Below are 22,242 nucleotides of genomic sequence, written 5' to 3' on the forward strand. Positions count from 1 at the left end.
AAAAAACTGATATCCTGAAATGAGTTACACGGTCACATTGAGATCGCAATGAAATATCAACAACTGGAAAATCTTGAAAGCGGCTGGAAATGGAAATATCTGGTAAAGAAGCACCGGGAAGGTGAGCTGATTACCCGCTACATTGAGGCCAGCGCTGCGCAAGCTGCGGTAGATGACTTGCTGACGCTCGAGAATGAACCTGTGCTGGTGCATGCCTGGATTGAGCAGCATATGAATCCGGCGCTGATGAACCGCATGAAGCAGACTATCCGCGCGCGACGGAAACGCCATTTTAACGCCGAGCATCAGCATACGCGTAAGAAGTCGATCGACCTTGAGTTTGTCGTCTGGCAGCGCCTTGCCGGTCTGGCGCAGCGGCGGGGGAAAACCTTGTCCGAAACCATTGTCCAGCTGATTGAGGATGCTGAGCATAAAGAGAAATATGCCAGTAAAATGTCGAGCCTGAAGCACGATCTGCAGGTACTGCTGGGTAAAGAGTAACCGGCATGCCCGATCAGCGGTTGCTAAGGCGCAGGTCGCAGCGCACGGTCGACAATGCACAATCCATCGCTCACGGTCTTCAGCTATCAGCTATCAGCTATCAGCTATCAGCTATCAGCTTCAGCTTCAGCTTCAGCCTTCAGCCGCTAAAGCGAGCGAGAAGACATAAAAAAACCCGCCGAAGCGGGTTTTTTCATCAGTGATAACTTAAGCCGCAGGCTGAGTTACAACTTCTTTGTAGCCTTTAACTTCGATCTCTACACGACGATCCGGAGCCAGGCAGTCGATCAGGGCAGCGCGAGCTTTCACGTTGTCACAGGTGTTGCCAGTAACCGGGTTGGATTCACCCATGCCGCGAGCGGAGATTTTGCCAGCCGGGATACCTTTAGCAACCAGGTAGTCAACAACGGACTGAGCACGTTTCTCAGACAGCTGCTGGTTGTAAGCTTCGGAACCGATGCGGTCGGTGTAGCCCAGAACAACAGCGGAACCGTCTTTCGGATCCATGTTGCTCAGCTGGGTGTACAGCTGATCCAGAGCCTGCTGACCTTCCGGTTTCAGGGTTGCTTTGTTGAAGTTGAACAGTACGTCAGACTTCAGGGTGAAGTGCTTGGTAGCCACTTCCGGAGCCGGAGCCGGAGCCGGAGCTACAACCGGAGCAGCATCTTCCTGACCGAAACGGTAGGAAACGCCCAGGCTCAGCATGCCGTTATCAGGACGGGTACCCACAGTGCCCGCGTCGCCGATGTTGTTAACCCACTGGTATTCCAGACGGGTAGCGATGTCACGAGTAACAGCCCACTCTACGCCGCCAGCAAATACTGGGGAAACGCCAGTGTCGTGTTCGCTACGGGAAACGCCGGTAGAAGCGTAGTTGCCTTTGGAGTCAGCGCGCCAAACCATGCCGCCCAGACGGGTGTAGATGTCCAGATCGTCAGTGATCGGGTAACCCAGTTTAGCGGTCAGCTGAACGCCCTGAGCTTTGAAAGCACCGTTGTCAACGCTGCCTTTATATGCCATACGGCCCAGCCAGTCGTAACCCATTTCGAAACCGAGGTACGGGTTAACCTGGTAACCACCGAACGCACCAGCACCGAGCTGATCGTTACGGGTCGGACCATTGTTGCCCTGGAAACCGTTACCGTAGAAACCGGTGTCGTGATACTGGGACCAACCCAGTTTACCACCTGCATACCAGGTGTTATCTTTCGGAGCGGCCTGCGCTACGGTAGCGAAGCCAGCCAGTGCCACTGCAATCGCGATAGCTGTCTTTTTCATTTTTTGCGCCTCATTATCATCCAAAATTCGCCATGAAGTTACAAAAGACCTCACGGTTAAATCCTTCACCGGGGGCGTGACTTGTTGTTAACTATGCTGATACATGCAGCGTAAGCCGATCACCCCTGGCGATGTAAAGTCTACAACTTAGTTCGAAACTTACAAGTGTGAACTCTGTCAGGCATATGAAAAAAAAGGGTTGTGTACACAATATTTAACAAATATGGTTGATTTTCGTACACGAAAAAAAGGCACAAATGCCCGTGTGGCAGGCATTCCGCGAAAAAGACCTTAAAAAACGCTGTGCCATTACTACCGGTAAAAAAAATTCCAGGAATAATCCTAATTTCACTCAATGATACAAATTTGAGTGAATTTTTAGCCCGCTGAGTTGTCTGCCGAGCGTGCCCTGATTTCGGACCGGGCGCATGATGAACCCCATCGCGCAGCCTTCCTGGGCGGCATTGACCAGACGCTCATGTTCGTCAGCGGTTAACTCCTCCGCCAGCCAGCAGATAACCACACTATAATTACCGGTGCGCAGGGCGCGGATCATAGAGTCTACGGTATGGCAAGGAGAGAGCTGGCTAATTTGCATGACTTTAGACAGCGGCAGACCGGCAGACTGAACCCACTCGCGGCTAAGCTTTTGTTGCGGCGTAAGCCACAGCTGCCAGCGAGACTGTTGACCCAGCTGCTGTAATAAAGGTAGCAACAACAACTGTGTCATCATGGGTTGATCTTCACGATAGACAATTTCACTGATCAGCCCATTGGCGGCCTGTTCGCCAGAACGATGAGCGTAGTGGCCTGCCGGAGCAGAAGCCTGTGCTGAACGGTTTGCGTGAGCTGAAGTAAACATAGTCTATCCCGCCTGTAGTTACTGTATGCATATACAGTATATCCACCAGGGGAAAAGATCAACCGCAATTTGTCATTTTACTGATGGAAATTTAATCACTTTCAGCCACCCTGACTATCCGGCTTTGCGGCTGACCTCAACACTATCCTTAACGCCGGCTAATCCTTTCTCTCCTGTCTTCCAGTTGCAGCAACAGCTGCAATTTTCTGAAAGCGTCTCGCAAAACCGCACTCTGGTGGAAAAGCAGGCAAAAATCATCTTGCTGCTGTCAGGGAAGTCCCTTATGTTTTCTCTTAGCGGATCCGTTAACAACTTAAGTTTAATTACATGATTCACAAAGGAATGATCATGAAAAAACTTGTATGTCCGCGGCTCCCGCAATTTCAGGCCTGCGTCTCACCGCTGGGTCAACTTCACTCTCGCCCCCTGTTTGGCGGCTACAGCCTGGCTATCGAAGATACCGTGTTTGCGATGGTGGCAGAGGGAAATATTTATCTGAAAGCCTGCGAGCAGAGCGCTGCCTATCGGGTAGAACACCATAATCCTTTATTGATGCTGCGCCGACATGGGCGCATCGTGCCGCTAAAGTATTATCAAATTGACGATGCCTTGTGGCGCGATGAGAAACAGCTTTTCCGCTTATCGCTGATGTCGTGGCAGAGCGCCCAGCGTGAAAAATGTCGCCGCCGGTCGTCGGCACGCCTGAAGGATTTACCTAATATCAGCTTTCATATGGAATTGCAGCTGATTCACTCGGGCATACCAGACGTGTTAGCACTACGGCAGGTGGGCGCCCGCCAGGCCTGGCTAAAGCTGCGTGAGAACAATGCTTCCCTATCACACAACGTCTTGCTGGCGCTGGAGGGGGCTATCGTTGGCGTCCATGCCGCCGCGCTCCCGACGCCACGGCGTCAGGAGCTTCTGGAATGGGCGGCTGCCCGCTAGTGGACAACGGTTATTCCGTTTGAGCGTGTACCAGCTGCTGCAGGCGGCAGATTTCAGGCAACAGCGCCAGCAGCAGGCCAATCTGTTGTAACACAAGGGGCTCTTTACTGTCCGCGCGCGGCTCCAGATGGTGGATCCGGTCTTGCAGGCTGGCCAACGCCTTCTGCACTCGCTGTTCATCCGCTGGGGTATGATGTAAGGCATCATCCACATAGCAGACCGCATCATCCAGCAGGGCGAGGATGTCCGGCGTGGACAGTTTTTCCCGATGCGCGCCGAGGGCGGAGATGTAGCTGGTGAAGGTATGATTGAGACACAGCAGGCGAAAGGCGGTCTCGCGCTGGGCGGCATCCGCCCGTGGTTCCGTCGACAAGTTCGAGACGACGGAAGCCAGCTCAGCATCGCGGTTGTAGGCGTCACGGCGTGCGACACGGTAGGCCAGCCGGTTGTCGCGGCCCTGGTGGTACTGCTCCAGGATGGCATCCAGATAACGGCAGTTCGCGTTCATCGCGCGATCCAACACCCGTGGCAGGTTGCGGAATTTCCAGTCCGGCCAGATGAAGCTCACCGCCGCCCAGGCGATGGCGCAGCCGATCAGCGTATCAATGATGCGCGGCAGGGCGACTTCAAAACCTTCGCCAAGCAGGTTAAAGCACAGCAGCACCAGCAGCGTAATAAACATCGTGGCATGGGCGTACTGCACGTTACGGAAGGCAAAGAACAGCACGCCGGTGAGAACGATCAGCAGCAGCTGTCCTTCAACCGACGGTACCAGCAGGAGGACCGGCAGGCCGATCGCCACCCCGACCAGGGTGCCGATGATCCGCAACGCCAGGCGATGGCGGGTGGCGTTATAGTTCGGCTGACAGACGAACAAGCTGGTCAGCAGGATCCAGTAGCCGTGCTGAAGCCCGGTAAACTGGATAAAAGCGTAGCCGGCGCAAAGCACCAGCGACATACGCACCGCGTGGCGAAAGAGGGCTGACTCTGGCGACATATTGCGCTGCAGGCGCAGCCAGATATCGTTCAGCCCGCCGAGCCTGTCGTCGGCCAGCAGCGTCTCGGTATTACTCCCGGCGGGCGCGGTGGTTTGCACCGATTCAATCGTGGCCAGCTGCGCATCAATGGCGCGCAGGTTATTGAGTAAATAGCCGAGGGCGTTGAGCTGCTCGTCGGATGCGCCGCCGGCGCGCACGCGCTCGAGTGCTGCATCGAGATGCATAAACGCCCGTTCGAAATGGGCATCATGCTGATAGGGTTCGCGCAGCAGAATCGCCCGCGAGAGTTTCTGACAGGCCTGCGCCTGCATCGACAGCATGCGCTGGAAACGGAACATCACATCGCTGTAGCGGAATTGATCGCGCAGAGTCTGATATTGGATATGCGATGAGCTGGCGCGTTCATGAATATCCTGGGCCACAAAGTAATACTGCAGCGTGCGACGAGTACCGCGCTGCCCACGGTCGCCTCGTAGACGGGTCAACAGTGAAACCTTGGTTTGGTTAAGGGTCGCCACCAGCTGGCCGTTGGCGAGGGCCAGATCGTACAGCGGCGCCTGGCTCTCATCCTCAAGGTCTGGATCAAACAGCCGTGATTTGAGCTCCAGATAGCGGGCCAGTTGCTCATAGCTACGCGCCAGGTTGTCCTGCAGTGGACGAATCGGAAAGATCAGGTGGCCGGACAGCGTCAGCAGGTTGTACCACACGGCACCCGCCAGCAGGAACAACGGCTGCAGATACCAGTGATCGTACAGCGTAACGCCAAGCATGGTGTAGATGGCGATAAGCAGGGCGCCGAAGGCAATGGTCGCATAGCGCTGGCCGAGGCCGCCGAGCAAAATAAAGCCGATGGTAGACACGGTCAGACCAAGGGCAAACAGCGGCGGCCACGGAAACAGCAGCTCCACAGAGGCGGAGGCGATGAAAAAGCAAACCAGAGTAATGGCGAGGTTGCGCAGACGGCCCGCCAGACGGTCGTCAAGGTCGGTCAGCGCCGCGGCTACGACGCCGAGGGTGAGGGGGATGGTGAGTTTGACTTCGCCGATCCACCAGGGAAACAGCGTCGTGCCGCAGAGCGCGATAAAAATGCGTACGTTATAAAGCCAGGCGCTGTTCCAGGTGTAGCGGCGTAGCAGGGGGCTAATCATGTCCGTGTTCCGTTCGGTTACTGAAAGCGACGACGCGCATTGGCTTCACGCGCGGCGCGCGCGGTTTCCACAGAGACGACCCGGCGTCCCACTGGCCAGAGGGCGATGGCGGCGATTTTAAAATTAGCGATCCCCACCGGGATGCCTATGATAGTCAGGCACTGGGCGATGCCGCTGAAAATATGCATCAGGCACAACCACCAGCCGAAAAAAATAAACCACAAAATGTTCAGGATGGTGCCGCCGGCGTTCAGCAGACTGTTTTGTCGACCAGGCTCGAGCTCATCAACATGAATCGCCTCGTTACCGTAGGGGAATAACGAAAGGCGAGTGATTTCCCAGCAGGAACGAGTCAGCGGCAGCGTGACGATCAGCATAATGCTGACCAGGGTGGCGAGCAGCCAGCCTAAAGTGGTGGCGAAACCGCCAAGAATAAAGTTCAGAATATTCAGAATGGTACGCATAAACCCTCGGTTTTGCCCTGTGGATAAGAAGACCTGACAATTGTAACGTTTTTTTGCGCTGGAGCACCTGGTCCGGGGCGGTTAAACTGAAAAACAATCCACCCTGATTGAAAATCGACATTATATGGAACTTAAAGCGACAACATTGGGCAAACGCATGGCTCAGCATCCTTATGACAGGGTGCAGTTACTGAACGCCGGGGTAAAGGTTTCCGGCGATCGTCATGAGTATCTTATCCCTTTCAATCAGTTATTGTCAGTGCATTGTAAGCGCGGTCTGGTCTGGGGCGAACTGGAGTTTGTGCTGCCGGACGATAAAGTCGTGCGTTTGCACGGTACCGAATGGAGCGAAACGCAGCGCTTTTATCACCATTTACATACGCTCTGGCAGCAGTGGAGCACGGAAATGAGCGATATCGCCGCCGGGGTGCTGAAGCAGCAGCTGGCAGCCATCGAACGCACCCGGGCAGAAGGTAAGTGGCTGACGCGTCAGCAGGTAGCGAACGTTCAGGATAATATTCGCCATGCGTTAACCGGGCTGCCGATGCCCACCAGCCGGCTTGACGCCTTTGATAACTGCCGGGAACTGTGGCGGGAGTGTCAGCGCTGGTTAGGGGATATTGAAGCGGCGCGTCAGGCCCATAACCAGGCCTTTACCGAGGCGATGCTGGAGCAGTATCGCGGCTTTTTTGACGGCGTGGAATCCTCCCCGCTCAACCCGTCGCAGGCGCGGGCGGTGGTGAACGGCGAGCGCTCCCTGCTGGTGCTGGCGGGAGCGGGCAGTGGTAAAACTTCGGTGCTGGTGGCGCGAGCGGGCTGGCTGCTGGCGCGGGGAGAAGCGGCGGCAGAGCAAATTCTGCTGCTGGCGTTCGGCCGCCAGGCGGCGCAGGAGATGGATGAGCGGATCCGCGAGCGTCTGGCTTCAGACGATATTACTGCTCGCACCTTCCACTCGCTGGCGCTGCATATTATCCAGCAGGGCAGCAAAAAAGTGCCCACCATCAGTAAGCTGGAAAGCGATACTGCGGCCCGCCACGCATTGCTGCTGAAAAGCTGGCAAAAGCAGTGCCAGGAGAAAAAAGCGCAGGCGAAAGGCTGGCGTCTGTGGCTGGAAGAGGAGATGGGCTGGCAACTGCCGGAGGGGGACTTCTGGCAGGATAAAAAAGTGCAGCGGCGGATGGCCAGCCGGCTTGACCGCTGGATCAGCCTGATGCGCATGCACGGCGGCTCCCAGGCGGAGATGATCGCCGGCGCGCCGGAAACGGTACGCGATCTGTTCAGTAAACGGGTGAAGCTGATGTCGCCGCTACTGAAAGAGTGGAAGGCGGCGCTGAAGGCGGAGAATGCGGTCGATTTTTCCGGCCTGATCCATCAGGCGGTCAATATTCTCGATAAAGGCCGCTTTGTCAGCCCGTGGAAACACATTCTGGTGGATGAATTTCAGGATATTTCGCCGCAGCGAGCCTTGCTGCTGGCCGCGCTACGCCGGCAAAATAGCCAAACTACGCTCTTTGCCGTTGGCGATGACTGGCAGGCGATTTATCGGTTCAGCGGGGCGCAGCTCTCCCTGACCACCGCGTTCAACCATTACTTTGGCGAAGCGGACTGCTGTGCGCTGGATACCACCTATCGTTTTAACGGGCGTATCGGCGAAATAGCCAATGGTTTTATCCAGCAGAATCCGCATCAGTTAAGCAAACCGCTGAACAGCCTGACGGCGGGAGATAAAAAGGCCGTCACGCTGTTAGCCGACGATAAGCTGGACGATCTTCTGGATAAGCTGAGCGGTTACGTTAAGCCCGAGCAGCGGATCCTGCTGCTTGCCCGCTATCACCATCTTAAGCCCGAGGCGCTCGATAAGGCGGCGACGCGTTGGCCGCACCTGCAGCTTGATTTTATGACCATTCATGCCAGTAAAGGTCAGCAGGCCGACTATGTCATTGTGCTGGGACTGCAGGAGGGTGTGGATGCGTTTCCGGCCCCGGCGCGCGAGTCGATCATCGAGGAGGCGCTCCTGCCGCAGCCGGAAGATTTTCCGGATGCGGAGGAGCGTCGACTGCTGTACGTGGCCATAACCCGTGCCCGTCACCGGGTGTGGCTGTTATTTAACAAGGCGCAACCGTCGCCGTTTGTTGAGATCCTGCAGGCGCTGGATGTGCCTGTGGCCAGGAAGCCGTAATCGCGGCTCGATTATTTCAGGCGCTCGGCAAGATAGCGTGGATAATCCGGGATCAGAATATCGAGCGGTTGAGCGAAGTGCGGCGACTGGATAATAAAGTCAGCGGTGGAGACGTTAGTGGCGACCGGAATGTTCCAGACCGTAGCCAGGCGCAGCAATGCTTTGACATCCGGGTCGTGAGGAACCGCGTTCAGCGGATCCCAGAAGAAGATCAGTACGTCGATTTTGCCTTCTGAAATGAGAGCGCCCACCTGCTGGTCGCCGCCCATCGGGCCGCTCAGCATGGCATTGACCTCCAGCCCGGTAGCCCGGGAGACCAGGTTGCCGGTAGTGCCGGTGGCGTACAAAACATGTTGCACCAGCAGCGCCTGATGGCGAGCAACCCATTTCATCAGCATATCTTTGCAGTGATCGTGAGCCACCAGCGCGATATGTTTTTGCGCGGGCAGGGTACGTGTTGTCAGTTCCATATTTTCATTCCACATTTTGACCTGTTGACAGATTACTGAATGTGGCTGTCGCTGCAAGCATCGCGGATGAAAATTTTGCTGGATCTGTGGGTTAGCCTGGATGGCCCCCTGCTGCGGATTAGCATACACTTAGGTGAAATAGCAGGAGGAAACCATGAAAGAGAATGATATTGCTGACATCCTGACCTCGACACGGACGATTGCGCTGGTCGGAGCCAGCGACAAACCTGACCGTCCGAGCTACCGGGTCATGAAGTATCTGCTGGATCAGGGGTATCACGTTATCCCGGTTTCGCCGAAGGTGGCGGGCAAGACGCTGCTGGGGCAGCAGGGATATGGAACGCTTGCCGATGTTCCGGAAAAGGTCGACATGGTTGATGTCTTCCGTAATTCAGAAGCGGCATGGGGCGTGGCGCAGGAGGCGATTGCTATCGGCGCGAAAACGCTGTGGCTGCAGCTGGGAGTGATCAATGAGCAGGCCGCAGTGCTGGCCAGAGAAGCCGGGTTAAACGTGGTGATGGATCGCTGCCCGGCCATAGAGCTGCCGAGACTGGGATTAGCAAAATAACAAAAAACCCCGCCAGGCGGGGTTTTGTTTAGTTGCGAAGGCGCGGAGCCTGCAGCTGCTGGCGAATCGTTTTGGCCAGCTCGTCAAGGGACGGCTGTTCCGGGTGTTCGTCGCGGGTTTCGCTGCTCAGCTGCGCTTCTGCCAGATAGGTGTGGATCGGCTGACCGTCATCATCTTCCATCACTACATGGTACCAGGGCGCCGCACGCAGTTCGTCATTGGCGGCAATTTCATCCTCTTCCGGCTCCGCGAGCGAGTACTCGGGATCGACATCGACGATGACGCCCAGGTAGCCCAAGAGCGTATGGCGGACCTGTTGGCCGATACCGAATTTGCTGGCTATCATAGGCACCTCCTGGGAAACATGAATACTCCCTATATGAGGCTCATGTTTCGTTTTTCAAGTTACATGACGCGACAGGCAAACCCCTTCAGATACAGCCCTTCCGGGTAGGTTGCGATCACCGGGTGGTCGGCAGCCTGACGGAACTGTTCTATAAATTGTACATCACGCCCGGCATCAATTGCGGCATCTGCGATGATTTTCTGAAATAAATCGGTGGTCATCAGGCCGGAACAGGAGAAGGTCAGCAGCACGCCCCCGGGGTTCAGCAGCTGGATCGCCAGCATATTGATGTCTTTATAGCCGCGGCATGCACCCATCAACTGGCTTTTGTTTTCCACGAACTTCGGCGGATCCATCACGATGACGTCGAATTTCTCTCCCTGATCCCGGTACTTACGCAGCAGTTTGAATACGTCGTCGCGCACAAACTCCGCTTTGGACAGATCCAGTCCGTTGAGCTCCACGTTCTGGCGCGCAACGTCGAGCGCCTCCTGCGAGGTATCCACGCTGGTGACCTTGCGGCAGCCGCCCATCAGCGCCGACACCGCAAAGCCGCCGGTGTAGGAGAAGCAGTTCAACACCCGTTTGTCCGCCACGTAGCGACGGGTCGCCAGGCGACTGTCGCGCTGGTCGAGGTAGTAGCCGGTTTTGTGCCCGCCCTGAATATCAACCAACAGCTTCATACCGTGCTCGGTAATCGGCAGCAGCGCTGGCGGCAGTTCTCCCACCACCGGCCCCTGGGCCAGCTCCAGACCCTCTTTTTTACGCACCGCGACATCGCTGCGGTCGTAAATGGCGCAGTCCGGGAACAGGGTCTGCAGGGCGCTGATAATGGCGGCGCGCTGGTATTCGGCGCCTGCGCTGAGGAGCTGCAGCACGAAAAAGTTGCCAAAGCGGTCGATCGTCACGCCCGGCAGCCCATCAGACTCGCCGGCGATCAGACGGTAGCTGTCGAGGCCATCGCGCTCGGCCAGCCAGGCACGCCAGGTTTGCGCATGCTGCAGGCGGCGTTCAAAGAAGGCGTTATCGATGGCTTCGTTGCGGTCGAATGTCCACACGCGGGCACGGATCTGTGACGAGGGCGAGTAAGCGCCGCGGGCCAGCCATTTTCCCTGATGGTCAACGATATCGATGGTTTCACCGCTGCGGGCTTTACCTTCCATACGGGCGACGCCGCCGGAGAAAATCCACGGATGGCGACGCAGCAGGGATTTCTCGCGTCCTTTGGCTAACACTAAGCGGGGGAATAGGGAATCTGTCATGGAGCTACCTTTAAGCAACGGGAATGTCGGCACCGAAAAATGGCGCGTAGATTAGCACACCTGGCGCACGCAAGCATCTTTCCTCCGGCAGGCGCAGGTGAGCGTTTCGGCACAAAACGCAGGCGCATCGGCACATTCACCGTGCATGGGCTGTCATACCCTGTCTTCTCACCCCCAGGAGGAGAAGACGATGAAAACAGGAATGCGGATGACCGTGGCGATGGTCGCGGCAGTGAGCAGTGGCGCGATGGCAGCGCCGTTTAGCGTAAGCAGCGATGATATGCATGACGGGCAAGCGCTGGCCCAGCAGCACTGGTTTGCCGGTTTCGGCTGTACCGGAGGCAATGTCTCTCCGCAGCTGGCATGGAAAAATGCCCCGGCGGGGACGCGCAGCTTCGCGGTCACCGTCCGGGATCCTGATGCGCCTACCGGCAGCGGCTGGTGGCACTGGACGGTGGTCAATATCGCCAGCAGCGTCTTTTCGTTACCCGCTGGTGCGGGAGATAAAAACAGCGCTACACTGCCGGACGGAGCGGTGCAGGGGCGCAATGATTTTGGCTATGCCGGCTTCGGCGGCGCCTGCCCGCCGGCGGGAGATAAACCGCACCGCTACCGTTTTACGGTGTGGGCGCTGGATGTCCCCACGCTGCCGGTGAATGCCGAGGCCAGCGGGGCGCTGGTCGGGTATCTGTTACACAGCCATGCTCTCGCCAGCGCGCAATTGACGGCGACGGCCGGGCGCTAAAACAAAAGGTCGGTCTGATGGAGAGTATCCATTTTCAGCATAACGCCCTGACCGCCGCGGAGATTACCACCCGACGGCTGTGCAGGCTGCACCGCGTGCGTCTGTTTTCCCCGGCGCTCTGTCGGGTGAAACGCGGCAGCAAAGTGATTGTGCAAGGGGAGAGCCGTGTGCTGGCGACACCGCAACAGCTGATTGTGTTGCCGGCTGACGTTGAGCTGGAAGTGATTAACCAGCCGGACAACGGCCTCTTTTGCTCCGATCTGCTGTCGCTGACGCCTGAGCTGCTGACGGCGTTTAAGACCCGCTATCTCAGCGAAAAACCACCGGGGCGTCTGACTTCGCTCTGCGCCCCGGTGACCAGTGAGCTGGCTTTTATGTGGCAAAGCGTTCTGCAGGCGGTGCGGGAAGGATTATCCACTGCTTTGCAGCAGCACCAGACCATGGGCCTGCTGCTGGCGCTCCACGAGGCGGGGTATGCCGGCCCGCTGCTCGTCGAGCGGCAGCAGGATCTGTCGGCGCAGGTTCGGCAGCTGGTCATGCTATCGCCGGCGCAGGCATGGAGCGTGTCGCGGGTGGCGAAAATGCTCTTTCTCGGAGAGTCCACGCTGCGCCGTCGTCTGCAGCAGGAATCGCAGAGTTTTCGCCAGATCGTCGAGGAGGTGCGGATGGCCCACGCCCTGGGACAGCTGCAGACCACCTCGCGGCCAATAGGCGAAATCGCGCAGAACAGCGGATATCAGTCGGGATCGCGCTTTACCGCGCGCTTTCGCCAGCACTATGGTTTACTACCAAAGCACGTACGCTGAGCGAATTTGCTATCCTCAGCGTAAAGGGTAAGTCAAAAGGAGAGGTTAATGGCCAGTATCTGCACCATGGCATGGGTATACGGTTCCGTTCAGGGCGTAGGGTTTCGCTATTCCACGCAGCGGGAAGCGCTGCAGCTGGGGTTGACCGGCTATGCCCGTAATCTGGACGACGGCGGCGTAGAAGTCCTTGCCTGCGGCGAGGCGGAGCAGGTGGAGAAACTCATCGCCTGGCTGAAAGCCGGCGGGCCGCGCAGCGCGCGGGTTGACCGAGTGTTGACTGAACCCCATCAACCCACCCGCAGCTGGGACAAATTCGCGATCCTCTATTAGATGCACTTCACCGGCTTCGGCAGCCCGGCGATTTTGGTCGCCTGTTTGGCGGGGCCTTTCGGGAACAGGCGATAGAGATAGCGGCTGTTGCCTTTCTCTTCACCAAACTTGTTGGCCATCGCCTTGACCAGCATGCGGATCGCCGGTGAGGTGTTGAATTCAAGGTAAAACTCGCGCACAAAGCGCACCACTTCCCAGTGCTCAACGGCGAGCGTTATCCCTTCCTGCGCGGCGATAACGTCGGCCATCGCCTCGCTCCACTGGGTAGTATCCTTCAGATAGCCTTCGCTATCCGTCTCAATTTCGTTGCCTTCAAAAATAAACATAATTTTTCACATACCGCCTGAAACTGGCCGCAGTGTAGCAAAAAAAAAGGCCCCGCATAAGCGAGGCCTCTGGTAGCAGGGGAGCGGTTAGTCCCGGCTGGCGAAGCCCAGGATGCTCAGCAGGCTGACAAAGATGTTGTACAGCGAGACATACAGGCTGACCGTGGCGCGAATGTAGTTGGTTTCACCACCGCGGATGATGTTGCTGGTCTCGAACAGGATGGCGCCCGAAGAGATCAGGATGAACACCGCGCTAATCGCCAGGTGCAGCGCCGGCAGCTGCAGGAACAGGTTAGCGACCATACCAATCAGCACCACCACGACGCCGGCCATCAGCATACCGCCGAGGAAAGACATGTCTTTGCGCGTCGTCAGCACGTAGGCCGAGCAGCAGAAGAAGACCAGCGCCGTACCGCCCAGCGCCAGGCCGATTAAATCGCCCATGCCGGCAGAAAGGTACGCGTTCAGCATCGGCCCAAGGATATAGCCGAGAAAGCCGGTGAAAGCGAAGGCGGAAATAATCCCGGTGGGCTTATTCGCCGTTTTATAGGTCAGGAACATCAGACCGTACATCCCCACGAGGGTCAAAATCAGCCCCGGGGAAGGCAGCATCAGCACCGTGCTGGCGGTAGCGGTGATGGCGGAAAACGCCAGCGTCAGGCTGAGCAGGAAGTAAGTGTTACGCAGAACCTTGTGCGTGCTGAGCAGCGAGGAACGGTCACGCGATGATGTAATTATGCGATCCATGAGTCACTCTCTTATGACAGATGTAATTAGGGATAAAGAATAAGAAAAACAAGCGTGAAGCCCTAATGCTTTTACCCATCTTTACTTAGTTTTTGCCGCGTTTGACTAGCATAAAATTCTACATGGATTGGAAAAAGCGATATGTTTTCGCGTTTCGCTTCGGTGAGCCGATCGAAATCTTATAGGTTGCTGAAAAATATTGCTTTATTGAAATTCTGCGACTAAGTGTGGAAGGGGGAATAACTCCGTACGTTAAAGGCAAAGGGAAATGACATTACATAAAAACAATCACATCACGCGAACGCTCCTGGCCGTAAGTATGATAGCAATGTTCGGCGGGGCGCAGGCGGCGCAGGTACCGCCGGGGACTCAGCTGGCAGAAAAGCAGGAACTGGTCAGAAATAACGGCAGTGAACCTGCCTCACTCGATCCGCATAAAGTCGAGAGCGACATTGAATTCAACATCATTAGCGATCTCTTTGAAGGGCTGGTCAGCGTGACGCCTGCGGGGGCGATCCAGCCCCGACTGGCGGAACGCTGGGAAAACAAGGACAACCTGTTATGGACCTTCCATTTACGCCCTGGTCTGACCTGGTCCGACGGCACGGCCATCACGGCGCAGGATATCGTCTGGAGCTGGCAACGGCTGGTCTCGCCAACCACCGCCTCCCCCTATGCGAGCTATCCCGGCAATATGCATATCGCCAACGCCCGTGAAATTGCCCTGGGGCAAAAGGGACCGGAGACGCTGGGGGTGAAAGCGCTGGACGACACCACGCTGCAGGTCACTCTGAACCAGCCGAATGCCGCCTTCCTGGCGATGCTGGCGCACCCTTCGCTGGTACCGATCGACAAAGTGCTGGTGGAGCGTTTTGCCGATAAATGGACCCGCCCAGAGCATATCGTTACCAGCGGCCCGTATAAGCTGACCCAATGGGTGGTGAATGAGCGGTTGGTGGCTGAACGTAATGCGAAGTACTGGGATAATGCGCACACCGTTATTAATAAAGTGACTTACCTGCCCATCTCTTCCGAGGCTGCCGATGTCAACCGCTACAAAGCGGGGGAGATCGATATTGTTTATACGGTGCCGATCAATCAGTTTGCGCAGTTGCAGAAAACCATGGGCGACCAGCTGGACGTTTCGCCGCAGCTGGCGACCTATTACTACGAATTCAATACTACCCGGCCGCCGTTTAACGACGCCCGAGTGCGTCGCGCGCTGAATATGGCGCTTGATAAAGATATCATTGCCGGAAAAGTACTTGGCCAGGGGCAGCGCCCGGCCTGGGTGATCAGCCAGCCGGATATCGGCGGTGTGACGCTGCACAACCCGGATTACGCCAGCTGGCCGCGCGAGAAGCGGATTGCCGAGGCGAAAAAACTGCTGGCGCAGGCGGGGTATGATGACAGTCACCCATTGGTCTTTACCCTGCTGTATAACACCTATGAGTCGCACCAGCGTATCGCCATCGCCGCCAGCTCTATGTGGAAGAAAAACCTCGGCGTCGAGGTGAAGCTGCAGAACCAGGAGTGGAAGACGATGCTGGATACCATGCATACGCATAACTTTGACGCTGTCCGCTATGCCTGGACCGCCGACTACGACGATGCCGCCACCTTCCTCAACACTTTCCGTACCGGGGATAGCGAGAACACCAGTCAGTACAGCAACCCGACTTACGATGAGGCGCTGCGCAATGCGGCGAAAGCCTCCGACGTGGCGAGCCGGGGCAAATACTATCAACAGGCGGAAGATCTGCTGGCGCAGGATGTTCCCGCCATTCCGGTCTATCACTATGTGCGTACCCATTTAGTGAAACCCTGGGTGGGAGGCTTCACGCCGGATAAGCTGGGGTATTACTACACCAAAGACATGTACATTAAAAAACACCCATCCGCTAGCGGCGACGGGCGCTGATTTTCTGCGCGAACTGCCTGAAATTCAGACGAATAACACAAAATTGTTTGTTTTTAAGGCAGTTGAACAAAATGGTGCTTTACAGCATCCGCCGAGGTGTTTATAGTGCGCCTCACACCGGAAGTGTGGCCGAGCGGTTGAAGGCACCGGTCTTGAAAACCGGCGACCCGAAAGGGTTCCAGAGTTCGAATCTCTGCGCTTCCGCCATATAAAAGAAGGGGTTACCGAAAGGTAACCCCTTTTTACTTTTCCCCTGGCCGTTCTGACGGCGCGTCATCTTCACGTCACGACTGCGCAAACCCACCCTGCCTGCAGCGTTATCGCTGGTGAAAATGTGACGATTAATCCATTTCAAATTGTTGTTATTTTAATTATTCAGTCTCACATTATAAACGGAAATGGTGCTCAGGAATAAAAAACCTGGTGCAAAATATCTTCGTCTATACTTGGAAAACGATGATTTACCTGCCATGGTGCTTTCGCAGAAACAGAGACCAGTGAGGTCAGCATGCCTGTCATTAACCCGCAAGATATCAAAGCATTACGGGCGTTGGTTGAACAGAAATTAAAATACACGCTGTGTGTTAGCTTAAATAAAGCGACAAATGGCGATATTTTTAACGCGGTGGCGCTAGCCATTCGTCATTTTCAGCAGGACCATTTTCTGACGAGCCAGGCGCGGCAGCGCGAAGAGCGAAAAAAGCGCGTTTACTACCTGTCGATGGAATTTTTACTCGGCCAGTCGCTGCGTAATAACCTGGTGAATATGAATTTACTGGACGAGATGCGCCTGGTGGTCAATGACCTGGGGTTTGATCTTGAACTGATCCTTGACGAGGAGCCTGACGCCGCGCTGGGTAACGGCGGGTTAGGCCGTTTAGCCGCTTGCTTTATCGACTCGATGGCCACCCTTGATATTGCTGCATCCGGGCATGGCATCAAATACGAATATGGGCTTTTTCGCCAGTCCTTTCAAAACGATCAGCAGGTCGAGCATCCTGATGACTGGCACTCCATGCATTCCCCATGGCTGGTGGAGCATCACGCTCAGCAAATTCTGATCCCGCTGGGGGGATATATTGAGCACAGCGAAGATATTGATGGCAACTACAATCCGATGTGGCTCGGTTGGAAAACCATCATCGGTATTCCCCATGATTATTTTGTTTCCGGCTACCGGGATACATCAACTAACACGCTGCGCCTTTACAGCGCGGTGGCCTCTGACTCCTTTAATATCCATATTTTTAATCGCGGGGATTATATTAAGGCAGTAAGTGAGAAAATCGCCTCGGAGAATATTTCAAAAATACTCTATCCTTCCGATGAGGTCCTGACCGGAAAAGAGCTGCGTCTGACGCAGGAGTATTTTTTGGTGGCCTGTACGCTACGGGATATTTTTCGTGACTATGCCGAGGTTAATGACGACATTACTTTGCTAGCGCAGCATGTGGCTATACAGCTTAATGACACCCATCCGGCATTAGCGGTGGTGGAGCTGATGCGGATCCTGGTCGATGAATACCGACTGCCATGGGAGCAGGCGTGGGAGATAACGCAAAATACCTGCGCCTATACCAATCATACGCTGATGCCGGAAGCGCTGGAGACCTGGCCGGTGTCGTTGTTTGAGAAACTACTGCCGCGTCATTTGCAGATTATCTTTGAGATTAACCATCGTTTCCTTGAAGAGGTGGCCCGGCGCTGGCCGGATAAACCTCATCTGTTATCTTCACTGTCTTTAATTGACGAGCATCACGATAAGCAAATTCGCATGGCTAATCTGGCCATTGTCGGTAGCCACCGCGTCAACGGAGTAGCGTGGCTGCATTCGGAACTGGTCAAAAAACAGTTGGTGCCCGACTTCTATTTTATGACCCCGGAGAAATTCATTAATCAGACCAACGGTGTCACGCCGCGTCGTTGGGTGCAGCAGGCTAACCCGGGCCTGGCAGAATTTTTACAGCAACAACTCGGGGAAGGGTGGCCAACTGATTTACCCCTGCTTTCCCGCCTGGAGGATCTGGCCAGCGAGCCAGCCGTGATTGAGCGTATCCGGGCCATAAAATTTGCCAATAAAACCGCACTCAGCGAGCTGGTGGCTCAACGCTACGGCATCGCGCTGGATCCGCTGGCGATGTTTGACTGTCAGGTCAAACGTATTCATGAATACAAGCGCCAGTTGCTCAATATTCTGCACGTGATCGCGCTGTATCTGGATATCAAAGAGAACGGGCGTACTATCGCGCCAAAGGTGCATCTGTTTGCGGGTAAAGCGGCGCCAGGCTATCGGATGGCAAAGCTGATTATTCAGTTGATTAATACCGTTGCCCGAAAAATTAACAGTGACCCGCAGGTTGCCGGGCAGCTTAAAGTGGTATTCCTCGAAGATTATAAAGTCTCGCTGGCGGAGAAAATCATTCCCGCCACGGATCTCTCTGAGCAAATTTCCACCGCCGGCACCGAGGCGTCCGGCACCAGCAATATGAAGTTTGCCATGAACGGGGCGTTAACTATTGGCACCTATGATGGGGCGAACATCGAAATCCGCGAGGCGGTGGGGAGCGAGAATTTTTATCTGTTTGGCGCGGTGGCGGAAGAGATTGAAGAGAGCCGACGCCTTGGGCGGCATCATGGGTGCTATCATGACAACCCGGCTATCGCGCGTGTTGTCGATAGCCTGGTGTCCGGGCTGTTTTCAGCCGATCGCGAGCTGTTTGCGCCGCTGCATCAGATGCTGACAGGGGCCGATCATTACTGCCATCTGCTGGATTTCGACAGTTATTGTCTGGTGCAACGGCAGGCAATGGCCGATTTTGAACAGCCGGATCAGTGGCACCGCCGGGCCTTGCTCAATATTTGCCGGATGGGGGAATTTTCCAGCGACCGAACCATCCGCGGCTACGCCAGGGATATTTGGGGTATCAGGTGCTAAAGAGAGCACATGCCGAACAGAGCAGGGACGCGTCGACGGTTATCAGCCAACATTGAGGATGAACATGAACGTTGAATTACATACTGAGCAGGGCGTCAAGGTCATTGTGCCCCTGGTTCGCCGGCTGGATGCTTCCGTCGCATCAGCGTTTAAGCAGCAGGTTCTTGTGGCCCTTGACGGTCAGACGAAAAACCTGGTGCTGGACCTGAGCCACGTCGATTTCATAGACAGTAGCTGCCTGGGCGCCCTGGTATCCATTCTCAAGAGCGTCAGTGGGCAGGGAGAGCTGGTGCTCTGCTCGGTCAATGGGACAATCCAAAACCTGTTCAAGCTCACCCGCATGGATCGCGTCTTTTCGATTAAAGAGACTCGTCAGGATGCACTGAACCTGTTGACTGCGAAATGACGCTCAGGCAGGCCTGGAAGGCCGCGGATTATCGATCGCCCGTTCATTCTTCGATAATCCGCGCCTTTGGTTTGCTCAGCAGAAGCATCACCAGCGCGACGTAGGGCATCGGCTTCCAGAAAAAGTAGCCCTGCAACAGATGAATATTCTGGCGATTGAGATACTCTAGCTGAGCCTGAGTTTCGACCCCCTCGGCAATGATGCGCAGTGACAACGTCCGCGCCATCTCTATCACGCAGTCCAGCAGTTTGCTTGACGGCGCCTCGTCAGTCACCCGGCCGACAAAGCTCTGATCGATTTTGATATAGTCGAAAACCAGCTCATGCAGATAGGAAAGCCCGGAATAGCCGGTGCCAAAGTCGTCCAGCGCGATGGAAAACCCGCGGGAGTGTAACGCGTTGAGCTTGTCGACAACCGCCTCGTTGAGCAACAGCGGCTCCTGTTCGGTGATCTCCAGCATCAGCTTCACCGCTGTGCCCTCAAAGCCGCGCTGAAAGTGCAGGCAGTCATCGATAAACGACGGAGCGTTGATATGTGATGCGCTGATATTGACGCCGATATGAAACCCGTCCGGCAGCTTACTGAAGATCGGCCTCATCTGGGCGGCGACCTGCGCCATCAGGCTACAAGTGAGTGGGATAATCAACCCAGTACGCTCGGCCAGCGGAATAAATTCAGCGGGCGAACGCCACTGCGCCGTGGTGTTTGGCCAGCGGGCGAGGATTTCCACGCCATAGATCTCTCCGGTTTTGCCGTTCACCAGCGGTTGATAGTAGGGAACGATAGCGCCCTGAGCGATGGCGTAGCGCAGCCTCTCCTCTTCTGAGGTATAGACATTGAGGTATTTGCGCAACAGAAAATAAAACAGCAACGAAACAGAGAAAATAAAAATCAGCAGCCCGGACCCATTATGAAATAAGCGGCCGGGGCTAAAAAAAGGCGACTCAGGATAGGCAATATGAAATGGATAGTCTGGTGAGCTAAAAATATCCTGGTTCGGACCAGCGTTGAGTGGCTTCACATCGCCATATCTGGCAATCATTTGATTGTGAACCAAAAGCGCCAGCCCGCCGTTATCCTCATCGCTATACAAGGCATCGCGCAAATGGATATCGCTGATGCTGACAATGACTCTTACCTGCGCCGAACGAGTGTGATAGATCAGCACTGGCCGCTTATTCACCATCATTCTGGCGGGCAGCAGCTGCAGTGGCTCATCGGGTAAAGACTCAGGATGGAGCATCAGTACCCGATTGCCCGGCAGCGACGAGCACCACACCTGGCCCTGTTTTACCAGCACAATTGTGCGCAGATGCGGCTGCAGGGCGGCCTCGGTCCCGAGCTGAAACTGGCCCTGCACGGAGCAACCGCCGCGGCTAACGTTCATCGCCGTCATCGTTGCTGCGCGGGCCTCATCCAGAATAACGGCGATTTTCTTTGCCGCCTGACGGGCGGTGGCGACATGCGAGGCCTGATCGGAATGCCACAGTTGCCAGTTTATTACGAACACGCCAGCCAGAAATACCACCAGCGCCAGGGAAAAGGCAATCCATGCGTTTCGTCGCTTTATCTCTTTCATTTGTTGGGCATGCAATGGTGTTTGTGCATAAAGTGAACCATCTCTCTGGCAGTAAAGGCTTTTCTATGATCGTAGAAGGGAGATAACTTCCGCGATGACGGTGCATCATAAAAATATGATCGCTATCACAATACCTGCCGACAAAGGCCGGTTATATCGCGTTGACGCTACGTACCTCTTCTGCCGGTAATAAAAATAAAAAATTAATGTTTTCTTAATATATTTTTCTGGGCCGGCTGGTTATTAGCATTTTCCAGTCCGTAGTGGCGTGCTTGCGCTATTTTTTGCTTTTTTAAGTTTATGATAATTGTTTTCATTATCATTCTTTTTTTGCTGTGATTTAATCCTCTCCGCTCAGGCTATTTACCATTAATTTCCCTGGTTCATTAAGGATGCGTTCATGAAATCTCGCTTATCGCCCCTCTGTACGGCAGCGCTGGTTGCCGCTTCTCTGTTTCTGGCGCCGCAGGGGATGGCGGCTGACGGTCAGGACGGGATTGTGGTCTACAACGCCCAACACGAAAATCTGGTGAAGTCGTGGGTGGATGGATTTACGAAAGAGACTGGTATTAAAGTCACGCTGCGCAATGGCGATGACAGCGAGCTGGGTAATCAGCTGGTTCAGGAAGGCGCCGCGTCGCCAGCTGATGTGTTTCTGACCGAGAACTCACCGTCGATGGTGCTGGTTGATAACGCCAAACTTTTTGCCCCGCTGGATGCGGCCACCCTGCAGCAGGTTCCGGCACAATATCGCCCTCAGCACGGTCGCTGGATTGGCATCGCCGCGCGTAGCACCGTGTTCGTCTATAACCCGGCAAAAATCAGCGAGGCGCAGCTGCCGCACTCGCTGATGGATCTGGCAAAACCGGAGTGGAAGGGCCGCTGGGCGGCTTCGCCATCGGGGGCTGATTTCCAGGCTATCGTCAGCGCGATGCTGGCGCTGAAGGGTGAGCAGGCGACCCTCGACTGGCTGAAGGCGATGAAAACCAACTTTGTCGCCTATAAAGGCAACAGCACGGTGATGAAAGCGGTCAACGCCGGGCAGATCGACGGCGGAGTGATCTATCATTACTATCGCTTCGTTGACCAGTCAAAAACCGGCGAGAACAGCAAAAACACCCAACTGTATTACTTCAAACACCAGGATCCGGGGGCCTTCGTCAGCATTTCCGGCGGCGGCGTGCTGGCCTCCAGCAAACATAAAGCACAGGCGCAGGCCTTTATTAAATGGATCACCGGTAAGCAGGGACAGGATGCGCTGCGCACCAATAACGCCTTCGAATATGCGGTGGGGGTAGACGCGGCCTCTAACCCGAAACTGACCCCGCTGAAAGATCTGGATGCCCCGAAGGTGGAACCTTCCTCGCTGAACAGTAAAAAGGTCATTGAACTGATGACGCAGGCTGGCCTGCTCTGATCCTGAGGA

General features: G+C 55.5%; 22 protein-coding genes, 1 tRNA gene and 1 pseudogene. 13 read left to right on the forward strand and 11 right to left on the reverse strand.

Going from position 1 to position 22,242, the window contains the following annotated elements; all coding sequences use genetic code 11:
* The first annotated feature begins 48 nt into the window (after positions 1–48).
* Positions 49–501, forward strand: coding sequence for a macrodomain Ter protein MatP (gene matP, locus GQR96_RS08570; RefSeq protein WP_002898404.1), 453 nt, complete (start codon positions 49–51; stop codon positions 499–501).
* A gap of 207 nt (positions 502–708) precedes the next feature.
* Here the strand turns inward: matP and ompA are convergent, their stop codons facing one another.
* Both ompA and sulA read right to left on the reverse strand, forming a co-directional pair.
* A complete protein-coding gene (gene ompA / locus GQR96_RS08575; protein WP_044521956.1) occupies positions 709–1,779 on the reverse strand; it encodes a porin OmpA in 1,071 nt (356 codons plus the stop codon).
* A gap of 352 nt (positions 1,780–2,131) precedes the next feature.
* On the reverse strand, positions 2,132–2,641 hold the full coding sequence (sulA, locus tag GQR96_RS08580) for an SOS-induced cell division inhibitor SulA (protein ID WP_017899460.1): 510 nt from the start codon (positions 2,639–2,641) through the stop codon (positions 2,132–2,134).
* A 25-nt stretch (positions 2,642–2,666) separates the two neighbouring features.
* Between sulA and GQR96_RS08585 the strand changes: the two genes are divergently transcribed.
* Both GQR96_RS08585 and GQR96_RS08590 read left to right on the forward strand, forming a co-directional pair.
* Entirely contained in the window at positions 2,667–2,972 is a 306-nt protein-coding gene (locus tag GQR96_RS08585) for a hypothetical protein (protein WP_158238036.1), read from the forward strand.
* Between the two features lie 17 nt (positions 2,973–2,989).
* The gene (locus GQR96_RS08590; RefSeq protein ID WP_048323585.1) at positions 2,990–3,586 is read left to right on the forward strand and encodes a TfoX/Sxy family DNA transformation protein; all 597 of its coding nucleotides are present in this window, start codon (positions 2,990–2,992) and stop codon (positions 3,584–3,586) included.
* 10 nt (positions 3,587–3,596) lie between these two features.
* Here the strand turns inward: GQR96_RS08590 and yccS are convergent, their stop codons facing one another.
* Positions 3,597–5,732: a YccS family putative transporter gene (gene yccS / locus GQR96_RS08595; protein ID WP_065904896.1), complete on the reverse strand. Its 2,136-nt coding sequence runs from the start codon at positions 5,730–5,732 to the stop codon at positions 3,597–3,599.
* A gap of 17 nt (positions 5,733–5,749) precedes the next feature.
* The gene (locus GQR96_RS08600) at positions 5,750–6,196 is read right to left on the reverse strand and encodes a YccF domain-containing protein (RefSeq protein WP_004201437.1); all 447 of its coding nucleotides are present in this window, start codon (positions 6,194–6,196) and stop codon (positions 5,750–5,752) included.
* A gap of 124 nt (positions 6,197–6,320) precedes the next feature.
* Here GQR96_RS08600 and helD point away from each other — a divergent pair, with 124 nt between their 5' ends.
* Positions 6,321–8,375 (forward strand): DNA helicase IV, encoded by a 2,055-nt coding sequence (gene helD, locus GQR96_RS08605; RefSeq protein ID WP_065904894.1) that lies wholly within the window; start codon positions 6,321–6,323, stop codon positions 8,373–8,375.
* An 11-nt stretch (positions 8,376–8,386) separates the two neighbouring features.
* Here the strand turns inward: helD and mgsA are convergent, their stop codons facing one another.
* On the reverse strand, positions 8,387–8,845 hold the full coding sequence (gene mgsA / locus GQR96_RS08610) for a methylglyoxal synthase (RefSeq protein WP_064150366.1): 459 nt from the start codon (positions 8,843–8,845) through the stop codon (positions 8,387–8,389).
* A 154-nt stretch (positions 8,846–8,999) separates the two neighbouring features.
* Here mgsA and GQR96_RS08615 point away from each other — a divergent pair, with 154 nt between their 5' ends.
* Complete coding sequence (locus GQR96_RS08615) at positions 9,000–9,413, forward strand: CoA-binding protein (protein WP_004201441.1); 414 nt, start codon at positions 9,000–9,002, stop codon at positions 9,411–9,413.
* Between the two features lie 28 nt (positions 9,414–9,441).
* On the opposite strand, the gene hspQ is transcribed toward GQR96_RS08615, so the two are convergent.
* Together hspQ and rlmI are read right to left on the reverse strand one after the other, a co-directional pair.
* A complete protein-coding gene (hspQ, locus tag GQR96_RS08620) occupies positions 9,442–9,759 on the reverse strand; it encodes a heat shock protein HspQ (RefSeq protein WP_002898441.1) in 318 nt (105 codons plus the stop codon).
* A gap of 59 nt (positions 9,760–9,818) precedes the next feature.
* On the reverse strand, positions 9,819–11,021 hold the full coding sequence (gene rlmI / locus GQR96_RS08625; RefSeq protein WP_004201443.1) for a 23S rRNA (cytosine(1962)-C(5))-methyltransferase RlmI: 1,203 nt from the start codon (positions 11,019–11,021) through the stop codon (positions 9,819–9,821).
* A 190-nt stretch (positions 11,022–11,211) separates the two neighbouring features.
* Between rlmI and GQR96_RS08630 the strand changes: the two genes are divergently transcribed.
* The 3 genes from GQR96_RS08630 to yccX are packed head-to-tail and all read left to right on the forward strand — an operon-like array spanning position 11,212 to position 12,902.
* Entirely contained in the window at positions 11,212–11,766 is a 555-nt protein-coding gene (locus tag GQR96_RS08630; protein ID WP_017899466.1) for a YbhB/YbcL family Raf kinase inhibitor-like protein, read from the forward strand.
* Positions 11,767–11,783: 17 nt separating this feature from the next.
* Positions 11,784–12,572, forward strand: coding sequence for an AraC family transcriptional regulator (locus GQR96_RS08635; protein WP_004201445.1), 789 nt, complete (start codon positions 11,784–11,786; stop codon positions 12,570–12,572).
* Between the two features lie 48 nt (positions 12,573–12,620).
* A complete protein-coding gene (gene yccX, locus GQR96_RS08640; protein ID WP_004201446.1) occupies positions 12,621–12,902 on the forward strand; it encodes an acylphosphatase in 282 nt (93 codons plus the stop codon).
* Here the strand turns inward: yccX and tusE are convergent.
* Positions 12,899–13,228 carry a sulfurtransferase TusE gene (tusE, locus tag GQR96_RS08645; RefSeq protein ID WP_004201447.1) on the reverse strand — a complete coding sequence of 110 codons (330 nt, stop codon included), beginning with the start codon at positions 13,226–13,228 and terminating at the stop codon, positions 12,899–12,901. The two genes, yccX and tusE, sit on opposite strands and share 4 nt — an antisense overlap.
* Before the next feature lie 87 nt (positions 13,229–13,315).
* Positions 13,316–13,975: an FtsH protease modulator YccA gene (yccA, locus tag GQR96_RS08650; RefSeq protein ID WP_002898458.1), complete on the reverse strand. Its 660-nt coding sequence runs from the start codon at positions 13,973–13,975 to the stop codon at positions 13,316–13,318.
* Positions 13,976–14,243: 268 nt separating this feature from the next.
* Here yccA and GQR96_RS08655 point away from each other — a divergent pair, with 268 nt between their 5' ends.
* The 4 genes from GQR96_RS08655 (at position 14,244) to GQR96_RS08670 (ending at position 19,237) form a co-directional block, all read left to right on the forward strand.
* Positions 14,244–15,896, forward strand: a complete 1,653-nt coding sequence (locus GQR96_RS08655) for an ABC transporter substrate-binding protein (RefSeq protein WP_048294450.1) — start codon at positions 14,244–14,246, stop codon at positions 15,894–15,896.
* A 119-nt stretch (positions 15,897–16,015) separates the two neighbouring features.
* A tRNA-Ser gene (locus GQR96_RS08660) sits at positions 16,016–16,103 on the forward strand.
* Between the two features lie 301 nt (positions 16,104–16,404).
* On the forward strand, positions 16,405–18,831 hold the full coding sequence (locus GQR96_RS08665) for a glycogen/starch/alpha-glucan phosphorylase (protein ID WP_065904892.1): 2,427 nt from the start codon (positions 16,405–16,407) through the stop codon (positions 18,829–18,831).
* Positions 18,832–18,895: 64 nt separating this feature from the next.
* Positions 18,896–19,237, forward strand: coding sequence for an STAS domain-containing protein (locus GQR96_RS08670; RefSeq protein WP_048295782.1), 342 nt, complete (start codon positions 18,896–18,898; stop codon positions 19,235–19,237).
* Positions 19,238–19,280: 43 nt separating this feature from the next.
* Here GQR96_RS08670 and GQR96_RS08675 read toward each other — a convergent pair whose 3' ends face one another.
* Both GQR96_RS08675 and GQR96_RS08680 read right to left on the reverse strand, forming a co-directional pair.
* Positions 19,281–20,108 carry an EAL domain-containing protein gene (locus GQR96_RS08675; RefSeq protein WP_170923573.1) on the reverse strand — a complete coding sequence of 276 codons (828 nt, stop codon included), beginning with the start codon at positions 20,106–20,108 and terminating at the stop codon, positions 19,281–19,283.
* Between the two features lie 93 nt (positions 20,109–20,201).
* Positions 20,202–20,816 (reverse strand): annotated as a pseudogene (locus GQR96_RS08680) (CSS-motif domain-containing protein); the annotation flags it as partial.
* 400 nt (positions 20,817–21,216) lie between these two features.
* On the opposite strand from GQR96_RS08680, the gene GQR96_RS08685 reads away from it, so the two are divergent.
* A complete protein-coding gene (locus GQR96_RS08685) occupies positions 21,217–22,233 on the forward strand; it encodes an iron ABC transporter substrate-binding protein (protein ID WP_023317875.1) in 1,017 nt (338 codons plus the stop codon).
* Positions 22,234–22,242: the final 9 nt, after the last annotated feature.

The sequence above is a fragment of the Klebsiella sp. PCX genome (genome assembly GCF_021869705.1).
GTDB classification, from domain to species: domain Bacteria; phylum Pseudomonadota; class Gammaproteobacteria; order Enterobacterales; family Enterobacteriaceae; genus Klebsiella; species Klebsiella quasipneumoniae.